Source organism: uncultured Aquincola sp., from assembly GCF_964001545.1.
GTDB lineage: Bacteria > Pseudomonadota > Gammaproteobacteria > Burkholderiales > Burkholderiaceae_C > Aquincola.
In genome coordinates, this window is the sequence record NZ_CAXFDV010000843.1 from 1 (window position 1) to 10,199 (window position 10,199).

At 73.8% G+C, this 10,199-nt stretch carries 8 protein-coding genes; 5 read left to right on the forward strand and 3 right to left on the reverse strand.

Annotated features, from left to right (window positions below):
• From ABNT58_RS29035 to ABNT58_RS29055, 5 genes are all read left to right on the forward strand, one after another.
• The coding region (locus ABNT58_RS29035; protein ID WP_348756821.1) for an MOSC domain-containing protein at nucleotides 1-519 on the forward strand (519 nt) is incomplete at its 5' end.
• 86 nt (nucleotides 520-605) lie between these two features.
• Nucleotides 606-1,361: a type 1 glutamine amidotransferase domain-containing protein gene (locus ABNT58_RS29040; RefSeq protein WP_348756822.1), complete on the forward strand. Its 756-nt coding sequence runs from the start codon at nucleotides 606-608 to the stop codon at nucleotides 1,359-1,361.
• 36 nt (nucleotides 1,362-1,397) lie between these two features.
• On the forward strand, nucleotides 1,398-1,967 hold the full coding sequence (locus ABNT58_RS29045) for a hypothetical protein (protein WP_348756823.1): 570 nt from the start codon (nucleotides 1,398-1,400) through the stop codon (nucleotides 1,965-1,967).
• 122 nt (nucleotides 1,968-2,089) lie between these two features.
• The gene (locus ABNT58_RS29050) at nucleotides 2,090-2,902 is read left to right on the forward strand and encodes a peptidoglycan-binding protein (RefSeq protein ID WP_348756824.1); all 813 of its coding nucleotides are present in this window, start codon (nucleotides 2,090-2,092) and stop codon (nucleotides 2,900-2,902) included.
• A gap of 137 nt (nucleotides 2,903-3,039) precedes the next feature.
• Nucleotides 3,040-6,375, forward strand: a complete 3,336-nt coding sequence (locus ABNT58_RS29055) for a BTAD domain-containing putative transcriptional regulator (RefSeq protein WP_348756825.1) — start codon at nucleotides 3,040-3,042, stop codon at nucleotides 6,373-6,375.
• On the opposite strand, the gene ABNT58_RS29060 is transcribed toward ABNT58_RS29055, so the two are convergent.
• From ABNT58_RS29060 to ABNT58_RS29070, 3 genes are all read right to left on the reverse strand, one after another.
• Nucleotides 6,331-7,662: a hypothetical protein gene (locus ABNT58_RS29060; protein WP_348756826.1), complete on the reverse strand. Its 1,332-nt coding sequence runs from the start codon at nucleotides 7,660-7,662 to the stop codon at nucleotides 6,331-6,333. The genes ABNT58_RS29055 and ABNT58_RS29060 overlap by 45 nt on opposite strands.
• 140 nt (nucleotides 7,663-7,802) lie before the next feature.
• On the reverse strand, nucleotides 7,803-9,137 hold the full coding sequence (locus tag ABNT58_RS29065; RefSeq protein ID WP_348756827.1) for an MFS transporter: 1,335 nt from the start codon (nucleotides 9,135-9,137) through the stop codon (nucleotides 7,803-7,805).
• Nucleotides 9,138-9,377: 240 nt separating this feature from the next.
• Complete coding sequence (locus ABNT58_RS29070; protein WP_348756828.1) at nucleotides 9,378-10,046, reverse strand: 2-dehydro-3-deoxy-6-phosphogalactonate aldolase; 669 nt, start codon at nucleotides 10,044-10,046, stop codon at nucleotides 9,378-9,380.
• Nucleotides 10,047-10,199 lie beyond the last annotated feature (153 nt).

Sequence of the window (10,199 nt, forward strand, 5' to 3'; positions counted from 1 at the left end):
CCCTTTCCCGGCCGGCTCGAGGCCATCCTGCTGCGGCCTGCACGGGGCCAGGCCGCGCAGCGGGTCGATGCGGCCAACGTCATCGCGCAGCGCGGGCTGGAGGGCGACCGCAGCACCGCTGGGCCGGTGCGGGTGGGTGGTGGCGGCAAGCGGCAGGTGAGCCTGCTGCAGGCCGAGCACCTGCCGCTGATTGCGGCGTGGACCGGCCGTGCGTCGCTGGACCCGGCGCTGCTGCGGCGCAACCTGGTCGTCTCGGGGCTCAACCTGCTGGCCGCGCGCAGCCTGTTCGCCGATGCGCCGGTGCTGCTGTGCATCGGGCCCGAGGTGCAGTTGGAACTCACCGGCCCTTGCGACCCCTGCTCGAAGATGGAGGCAGCGCTGGGCCCGGGTGCCTACAACGCGATGCGCGGCCATGGCGGCATGACGGCGCGGGTGCTGGCCGGCGGCCGCATCGCGGTGGGCGATGCGGTGGTGGCGCAGCTGGCGCCGGCGCTGCAGCAGGCTCGTCTCTTCCTGTAAGCGGCTGGCGCACCGGCCGAGCCGGCATCCTGTTTGCCGAAGTCCCGGTGTGATGGCCCGGGGCCCGGGCCGATGGAGATGAACGAATGAAGATGGAGCAGACCCTGGCCGGCCGGCGCATCGCCGTGCTGGCGGCCGATGGATTCGAGAAGGTGGAGCTGGCGGTGCCCGTGGCCGCCATGCGCAGCGCGGGCGCGACGGTGGAGATCCTGTCGCTGCGCAAGGGCCACATCCGCGGCGTGAACCTGCATGAGCCGGCCGCCCGCGTGGCGGTGGACCGCATGGTGCAGGACGCCTACCCCGAGGACTACGACGCGCTGCTGATCCCCGGCGGCTTCATCAACCCCGACCTGCTGCGCCAGTCGCAGCCGGCGCGGCAGTTCGTGCGCCAGTTCGACGCGCTGGGCCGGCCGCTGGCCACGCTGTGCCACGGCCCCTGGGTGCTGGCTTCGGCGGGGCTCACCTCCGGCCGGCAGATGACTTCCTGGCCGGGCATCCGCGACGACCTGGTCAACGCCGGCGCCACCTGGCTCGACCAGCCGGTGGTGATCGACCGCAACTGGATCAGCAGCCGCGGTCCGCAGGACATGCTGAGCTTCGTCAAGGCGCTGCTGCCGCACTTTGCCGGCGCCCACCCCGACGAAGTGCAGAACGCGGTGCGCACGCTGTCGGCCCCGCAACGCACCGAAGCACCGGCCCTGGTGCTGGGCGTGATGCGCTGGCTGCCGCGGCCTTCGGTGCGCACGGTGGCCCTGCTGGGCCTGGGCGCGCTGGCCCTGGTGCTGCTGGGCCAGCGGCCCCGCCGCAGCCGCCGCGCACCCGACCGCGCCGAGCGCCGCTAGCATGCGCACTTGTACAGACAAGTGCGTGAGGCAGCGATGACGATGATGCGCAGGCAGGCCGGCAACCCCGCCGCCGGGGCCTGGATGGCCGGCCACCTGGTGGCCGCCCTGGCCGCCCTCGCCACCGGCAGCGCCGCAGCCACGCCTGCAGCCACGCCTGCAGCCGCCAGCCTGTGCCAGCCCGGGGAAGACACCGTCTTCAGCTGCCCGGCCGGCCGCAAGCAGATCGCGGTGTGCGCCTCACCGGGCCTGGGTGCCACCGGCGGCCAGTTGCAATACCGCTTCGGCCGGCCGGGTGCGGTGGAACTGCAATACCCGCCCGCCGACGGCTCCACCGCCGACTGGCGCGCCAGCGTGCGGGCCGGCAGCCTGATGTTCTCGGGCGGCGGCGGCGCCTGGCTGGCCCTCGACAAGGGCGACCACCGCTACGTGGTCTACACCGCCATCGGCCGCGGCTGGGGCACGAAAGAAGGTGTGGTGGTGGAACGTGCGGGCCGCCGCATCGCCCACGTGCCGTGCACGCAGGCGGCGCAATCGCAGCTGGGCCCCGACCTGGCCAGCCGCGCCGGCATCGCGCCCGACACGCGCGAGTTCGACCTCCCCTGACCCGTCGCCTCCTCCCAAAGAGGGAGGCGGCGCGGGCGCGTTAGGGATGGACCGGCCCGCCCCCGCGGGCGAACCATGGCGACCCCGGGCCCGTTGCGGCCCGACCCGTGCAGGAGTCCGCCATGATCCAGGTCGATGCCCAAACCATGCGCGAGGTGGCGCCGCATTTCAGCGGTGCCATGGCCGAGCGCCAGAACGCCATCATCAGCGCCGTGGGCGAGGTGCTGGCCACCACGCTGGACCGCTACGCGATCAACACCCGGCTGCGCATCGCGCACTTCCTGGGGCAGACCTGCCATGAGTCGGCGGGCTTTCGCACCACCGAAGAGTTTGCCAGCGGCGAGGCGTATGAAGGCCGGCGCGACCTGGGCAACCTGCAGCCCGGCGACGGCGTGCGCTACAAGGGCCGCGGCCTGCTGCAGCTGACCGGCCGCGCCAACTACCGCGAGGTGGGCGAGCTGATCGGCGTGAAGCTGGAAGAGCAGCCCGAGCGCGCGGCCGAGCCGGTGCTGTCGCTGCAGATCGCCTGCGAGTACTGGAAGCGCCGCAACCTCAATGCGCTGTGCGACGCCGACGACGTGGTGGCCGTGACCCGCGCGGTCAACGGCGGCACCAACGGCCTGGAAGACCGGCGCGTGTACACCGGCCGCGCCAAGGGCGCGATCGCGCGGCTGGAAGGCTTCGTGCTCAGCGGCGAGGCGCCGCCCACGCTGGGCCGCGCGGTGCTGCGCCGCGGCTCCAAGGGCGAAGCGGTGGGCCAGCTGCAGCGGCGGCTGCAGCAGCTGGGCTTCATGCTGGCCGCCGACGACGACTTCGGCGCCGGCACCGAAGTGGCGGTGGCCGCCTTCCAGCGCCAGCGCAACCTGCAGCCGGTGGACGGCATCGTCGGCCGCGACACCTGGGCCGCGCTGGATGCGGCGGCGTCGGGGCGCTGAGGCTCCCAAGCTCGCTGCCCCCCAGGCCTTGTCGAAGGGCCCTTCGGCCCTTGGGAGCGCGTTCAGCCTTCGTCTGAAGCATTACGATCGAGCACAGGACCAGGAACCGCTCAAGCTCGCCCCTTGACCTGCCTCGCGTGACCCGACAGCCCTTCTGGCGCCTTCGGCTCGAAGGCCGGCCCTGCCTCATCGATGACCATGGCGGCAGCCCGCTCATGCTGTCGCGCAAGGACGCTGCCTGGCTGGCCTGCGTGGCGCTGGAACCGGGCCAGCGCAGCCAGCGGGTGGCTGCCCTGGCCTGGCCGGCCACGGACGAGCGCGGCGCGCTCAACAACCTGCGCCAGCGGGTGCACCAGCTGCGCAAGAAAACCGGTGCGCGCCTGGTCGAGATGGCGCACACGCTGGTGCTGGCCACTGACCTGCGGCGCGACGAAGACCCTCTCTCCTGGGCGGCGCTGCAAGCCGACCCCGGCGCCTGGGATGCCGAACCGCTGGGCGACCTGACCTTTGACGGCGAAGTCGAGCTGGCCGCGTGGGTGGCCGGCGTGCGCGAACGGCACCGCCAACGGCGGCGTGAGGCGCTGGCCGCCCTCGCCGATGCTGCCGAACGCGACGGCCGCCACGCCGACGCGCTGATGTTCGCGCAGCGCCTGCATGCCGACGATCCGCTGTCCGAGCCGCTGCACCGGCAGCTGATGCGCCTGCACCATGCCCTGGGCGACACGGCCTCGGCATTGCGGGTGTACGACCGCGCCGAACGATCGCTGAGCGAGGAGCTGGGCCTGCGCCCCGGCGCCGAGACGCTCACGCTGCGCGAATGCCTGCTGCAAGGGCGGCAGCCGGTCGTCGGGTCGCCGCCCGAACTGCCGGCGACCCTGGCGCGGCCGCCCCGCCTGATCGGCCGCGAGCGCCCGCTGCGCGCGCTGGCGCAGGCACGCGGGCTCGGCGAGCCGGTTCTGGTCGTGGGCGAGGCTGGCGCCGGCAAGTCGCGCCTGCTGCAGGAAGCGCTGGGCGGGCTGGCCGATGTGCTGCAGCTGACCGCGCAGCCGGACGACGCGCAAGCCCCGTTCACCACCGCACAGCGGCTGTTGTCGCGCCTGCGTCGCTGGCCCCCGGCCCCGGACGCCAGCGGCGCAGAGCCGGACGCCAGACCGGCGCCCATGCCGGCGCAGCGCCTGCGACAGCAGCTCGCCGACGCGCTGGCCACTGCGCTGCAGCAGGGTCTGGGCACGGTCGTGGTGGACGACCTGCACTTTGCCGATGCGGCCAGCCACGAGCTGCTGCAGGGGCTGATCCTGGCGGCGGAGCCGCCGGCCCGGCCGGCCTGGGTGCTGGCCAGCCGCCCGCTGGCCGCCGACGCGGCGCAGCCCTGGACGAACGCCGACCGCCTGCAGTGGCTGGACCTGCCACCGCTGGACGAGGGTGGCGTGCACGACTTCGTGGCCAGCCTCTCGCTGCCCGGCGTTGACGCACAGGCCCTGGCGCCTGCGCTGCTGCGCCACGCGGGTGGCTTGCCGCTGCACCTGCTCGAGACCTTGCGGGCGGGCCTGCAGGACGGCGGTCTGGACGCCGCCGCACTGCCGCATCCGGCGTCGATCGAGCGGCGCCTGCAGGCCCGCTTGGCCCGTCTGCCGTCCGAATCGGCCGCGCTGGCGCGGCTGGTGGCGGTGGCTGGCAGCGACTTCGACATCGAGCTGGCCGAATGCCTGACCCAGCGCCCCGCGGTGATGCTGGCCGACGCCTGGCACCGGCTGGAAACGGCCCAGGTGCTGGACGGAGAAGGCTTTGCGCACGAGCTGGTGCGCCAGGCCATGCTGGCACTGACGCCGCGCGTGGTGGCCCGGCGCATCCACCGGCAGGTGGCGCAGGCCCTCGCCGCCCGCGGCGGCGAGCCGGCGCGCCTGGCAGCCCACTGGGAGGCCGGCGGCGAGCCGGCGCAGGCGGCCACTGCCTACGAAGCCGCGGCCGACCGCGCCCATGCAGCCTCGCGCCCGCGCGAACAGGCGGCGCTGCTGCGCCAGGCCGCCGCCGCGTGGGAAGCGGCAGGCCAGGGCGGCGCCGCGCTGCGGGCCCGTGCACGCGCCATCGTGCCCACCGTGCTGGGCGAGGGGCTGGACCCGGCGCTGCTGGCCAGTACCGCCCTGATCGAGGCCGAGGCCGAAGCCGCCGACCTGGGACATGCCTGGGCCGCGCATGCCACGGCCCTGGTGTGGGGCGGCCGCGCGGCCGAGGCCGAGCCGGCCGCACAGCAGGCCCTGCGTCTGCTGCCAGCGGCCGCGGTGACACCGCGGCGCGAGGCCTTGCAGGCGCTGGCGATGGCTTTGTCGATGCAGGGCCGTGCGCCGCAGGCTGTGGCCCTGCTGCAGCCCGGCTGGCCCACGCTGGACCAGCAGGCCCCGCCCGCCGACTGCCTCGACTATGCCGGGGCCTACCTGATGGCACTGGTCAACGCCGGCCGGCTGGGCGACTCGCTGGCCGTGGCACGCCGCCAGCTCGGCTGGGCTCGCGCCACGGACAACCGGCTCGTCGAGCTCAACGCCTGGATCAGCGTGGGCTATGTGCACCTCAAGCGCGGAGAAGCCCGCGACGCGGTGGACGCCGGGCGCGAAGCGCGCGAGCTGGGCCGCGGCGTGCCGGAGCTGCAAACCCAGTCGCGCATGAACGACGTCGCACTGGCGCTGGCCGAGGCCACCTGTGGTCATTTCCGCGCCGCGCTGCCGCTGGCCCGGTCGGCGCTGGACCATATGTCGCAGGCCATGCCGGGTTCCAACTTCCAGGCCGTCGCCGCGCTGGCGCTGGCCTGGACCTGGCTGCAACTGGGCGAACCCGGGCGCGCGTTGCCGCTGCTGCAGCAGGACCTGCCCCACGCCGTGCCCGAAAGCGCGGTGCAGCGCCGTTTGCTCCTGGGCCAGGCGGCCGAGCTGCTGGGCGAACCGGAAGCCGAGCGGCACTACCGGGAGGCGGCCGAAATAGAGCCGACGCGGCGGATGGCTTCGACCCTGCTGGCCGAACTGGCGCTGCATCGCCGCGCCGCCGACACCGCCGCCGCGCACGCAGCCTGGGCCGTGATGCAGGAGGCGCAAGCACGCGAGCTGCACGGCGTGGCGGCGGAAGCGGCGGCCACCGCCGTGCAGGCCAGGGCAGCGGCCGCGCCACGCACGCTGGCGCCGCACGACGTGGCGCATGCCGAGCATCTGGTGCGGCAGTACCGGGCGGCCTACACCAGCTGGACGCGCCAGTGGCTGGCCTGCGCCGCCGCCCACACGGCGCTGGGCGACGCGGTGGCCGCCGCACGCTGCCGCAGCCTGGCCGCCGACTGGCTGCAACAGGCGCTGAAGACCCAGGTGCCGCCGGAAGGCCGGGCGGGTTTCAGTCGACACCCCTGGCATGCCGAGCTGCTGCAGGCAGCGCGTGGCCGCGCTGGTTGCTCAGTCGAGGCGCAGGCCGGGCACCTGCACGGGGGCGCGCTGTGATTCGTTCCCATCGACGCCCAGCTCGCCACTGAAGTTGAAACCCCAGGCCCAGACGCTGCCATCGGTGCCCAGCACCAGCGTGTGGAAGCTGCCGACCGACATCGCCTTGACCGGCGGCAGGCCCGGCACCGGCTGGGCCACGAGGCTGGCCTGGGCCGTGGGTCCGAGTCCCAGCGCCGGGCCCGAGGGGCCCCACGTGTGCACGGTGCCGCCGGCGTCGAGCGCCAGGCCGTTGAGCAACTGAATGCCGAGCGCCACCACGTTCTGCGGCACGGCCAGGCGCACCGGGCTGCTGCGGTCGGTGGTGGTGCCGTCCCCCAGCTGGCCGTAGTCGTTGCGACCCCAGGCCCAGACGCTGCCCGCCGTGTCCAGCGCGAGGCAGTGCTCGCCGGTCAGGCCGGCCACCGGGCTGAAGCCGCTGCAGGTGGCCTGGGTCACCGCGGGCAGACCCGCCACTTCGTCGATGCGGCCTTCGGCCACCAAGGCCAGACTGCCGTCGCGGCGGGTCGCTGCAACCGCACAGTTCGTCGAAGAGGCCGCGGTGCCGATGTGGGCCACCTGGCTCAGACCCGACACTGCCGTCGCCTGGCTGCCGACCAGGCGCCACAAGCTGCCGTCGGTGCGCAGCGCGTAGGTGACCGAGGGGCAGTGCACGGCCTGCTGCAGGTTGCCGGCGGCGGCCACCGCCACCGGCGAGTTGCCGTAGGCGGTGCCCCAGGCCAGCAGGCTGCCATCCGGCCGCAGCACGAAAGAGTCGTTGAACAGGGCGCCGCTGGGCGTGGCCACCACGGCGGCCGCGCCGGCCAGCTCCGTCAGCGCACGAGCGGGGCTGCCGGCGATCGCCGCACTGGCGCCCCCGCCCACCATCGCGCTGCCCCAGACCAGCACACGGCCATCGGCCTGGACCGCCAGCGAATACCCGGCGCCTGCGGCGATGCGGGGCCCGCTGATGGCAGCCGCAGGAGCTGGCGCGGGCGCGGGCGCGGGCGCGGGCGCGGGTGCGGGTGCGGGTGCGGGCGCAGGTGATGGGGCGGGCTCGGGCGCGGGGCTCGGTGCGGGTGCCGGCTCAGGTGCAGGTGCCGGCTCAGGTGCGGGCGCAGGAACCGGGGCCGGCGAAGGGCTCTGGGCCGCTGGCTCATCGGCGCTGCTGCCGCTGCCACCGCCGCCGCAAGCCCCCAGCGTGCCGGCGGCCGCGACCATCATGGCCAGCGAGGCGAGCGCGCGCAGGCGCGGGCAGGAACAGGCGATCGCCAGCCCGGACGGCTGGCTCGGCAAGGGGTGCAACATGGACTCTCCTGGTGGTGCATGACGGGCATGCCGCCGTCGAGGGCGGCACGCCGTCATGGTTGACGCAGGCGAGTTAGCGCAGAGTTATCGGGGGTCGGCGGCCGGCAGTGCCGCGCGCCCGGCGTGGCGCGACCAGGCGCTCACACCTTCGCCAGGTCCAGCCGGCTGGTTTCCCGGCTGGTGGCCAGCGCCGCCAGCGTCAGCAGGCCGTTGGCCGCCAGGTACAGCCCCACGCCCCACAGGCCGTAGGCCTTGTTCAGGTCGATGGCCACCAGCGTGGGCAGCGAGGCGCCGACGATGGAGGCCAGGTTGTAGGCCATCGAGGCGCCGGAGTAACGCACCTCGGTCGGGAACAGCTCGGGCAGCAGCGCGGCCATCGGGCCGAAGGTGCAGCCCATCAGCGCCATGCCCACCACGATGAAAGCCAGCACCGAAGCCGGCGTGCCGTGGTCCAGGAACTGCGGCATCAAGAGGCCGAAACCCATGATGCCCACCGTCACCACCGTCAGCCAGCGGCGGCGGCCGTAGCGGTCGGCCAGCTTGCCGGCCAGCAGGCAGAAGATGCCGAACACCACCGCGCCCACCAGCAGGATGCCGGTGAAGGTGTTGGCCGGAATGCCCAGCCCGGTGGCATGGCCGGCGGGCGACACCGCCGCCGGGCTCTTGGAATACACCTGCACGAAGGCCGTCATCAGGTAGAACAGCACGTAGGTGGTGGTCATGATCAGCGTGCCCTGCAGCACGCGGCCGCCATGGCGGCGGAACACCGCGCTCACCGGCGCCTGCTCGGTGCGGCCCGACTTCTCCACGTCCTGGAACACCTGGCTTTCATGCAGCGTCAGCCGCACGTACAGGCCCACGCCCACCAGCACGATGGACAGCACGAACGGGATGCGCCAGCCCCAGGCCACCATCGATTCCGGTCCGATCAGCCAGGTGATGAGGAAAAACACGCCGTTGGCCATGAAGAGGCCGATCGGCGCGCCCAGCTGCGGAAAGCTGCCGAACCAGCCGCGCTGGCCGGCGGGCGCGTTCTCGGTGGCCACCAGCGCCGCGCCGCCCCACTCACCCCCCAGGCCGATGCCCTGGCCGATGCGGAACAGGCACAGCAGCAGCGGCGCGGCGATGCCGATCTGCTCATAGCTGGGCAGCAGGCCGATGGCCACGGTGGACAGGCCCATGGTCAGCAGCGAAGCCACCAGCGTGCGCTTGCGGCCGATGCGGTCGCCGAAGTGGCCGAACAGCGCCGAGCCGATGGGCCGCGCCAGAAAGGCCAACGCCAGCGTGCTCAGCGACAGCAGCGTGGCCGCCGACGGATCGCCCTTGGGAAAGAACTGGCTGTTGAACACCAGCACCGCGGCAGCGGCGTAGATGTAGTAGTCGTAGAACTCGATGGCGGTGCCAATGAGCGAAGCAATGGCCACATGGCGGGGCGAGTTGCGCGGCCCCGGGGTGGCGGAGTGGGTAGCAGACATCTGATCCTTGGGCGTGCGCCGGCCGCAAACGGCCATGCGCGGCACCACCGGGGCCAGCCGTGCAAGGCACGCGCAGGCGGGCGGTGGGCAGGTAGCGGTGGAATTGGCGTGAGTGGCGACGCGGATGGCCGCCCTGCCGAGCGCCGGCCGCCTTCTGGGCGGTACTGCTTCAGGCGCTGGCTGCCGTGGGGATGCCGGCAGGCGCCATGCGCTCGGGGATCAGGGATTCTACGGGGGTGCTCATCCCCCTGTGGCCCGCCAGGCCGTCGCAAAGGCCTGGGCCAGCGCGCCCACCTCCACCGCGCTGCGGCCGGGGGCATACAGCGCCGAGCCCAGGCCGAAGCCGTTGGCGCCCGCGCGGCGGTAGTCGGCCATGCGCTCGGGCGTGATGCCGCCCACCGGCAGCAGCGCCACCTCGGCCGGCAGCACGGCGCGCATGGCCTTCACCGCGGCGGGGCTGATCAGCTCGGCCGGGAACAGCTTGAGCGCATCGGCGCCGGCACTCAGCGCCGCGAAGGCTTCGGTCGGCGTGGCCACGCCGGGCACGCAGAGCAGGCCGGCGGCCTTGGCTTCGCGGATCAATGCCACGTCGGCATGCGGCATCACCGCCAGGTCGGCGCCCACGTCCACCAAGCGGGCCAGTTGCTCGGGCTGCAGCACGGTGCCGGCACCCACCAGCACCTCGGGCGGCAGGTGGCGGCGCAGCTGCTCGATGCTGTCGAAGGGATCGGGCGAATTCAGCGGCACCTCGATGAGGTGGAAGCCGGCTTCGGCCAGCGCGTTGCCCACGTCGATGGCTTCGGCCGGCTGCAGGCCGCGCAGGATGGCCACCAGCGGCAGCAGGCGCTGCGCCTGCGCAAAGCGGTGGGCCAGCAGATGGGCTTGGGGATGGGGAGTGATGAGGCTCATGCGGCAAGTCCTTGGCTCAGCAGGCCGGCGGCCCGCGCGAACTGGTGCAGCCCTTGGGGCGCGGTGTTGCCCAGCAGGGCCGCCGGTGCGTGGTCCAGGGCACGCAGCGCGCCTGCGTAACGGGCCAGCAGCGCCGGGTCGCCGATCAGCGCC

Coding starts and splice junctions, on each gene's coding strand:
- ABNT58_RS29050 (WP_348756824.1), top strand. CDS start 2,090: ATGATCCAGGTCGATGCCCAAACCATGCGCGAGGTGGCGCCGCATTTC.
- ABNT58_RS29070 (WP_348756828.1), bottom strand. CDS start 10,046: ATGAGCCTCATCACTCCCCATCCCCAAGCCCATCTGCTGGCCCACCGC.
- ABNT58_RS29065 (WP_348756827.1), bottom strand. CDS start 9,137: ATGTCTGCTACCCACTCCGCCACCCCGGGGCCGCGCAACTCGCCCCGC.
- ABNT58_RS29040 (WP_348756822.1), top strand. CDS start 606: ATGAAGATGGAGCAGACCCTGGCCGGCCGGCGCATCGCCGTGCTGGCG.
- ABNT58_RS29060 (WP_348756826.1), bottom strand. CDS start 7,662: ATGTTGCACCCCTTGCCGAGCCAGCCGTCCGGGCTGGCGATCGCCTGT.
- ABNT58_RS29045 (WP_348756823.1), top strand. CDS start 1,398: ATGACGATGATGCGCAGGCAGGCCGGCAACCCCGCCGCCGGGGCCTGG.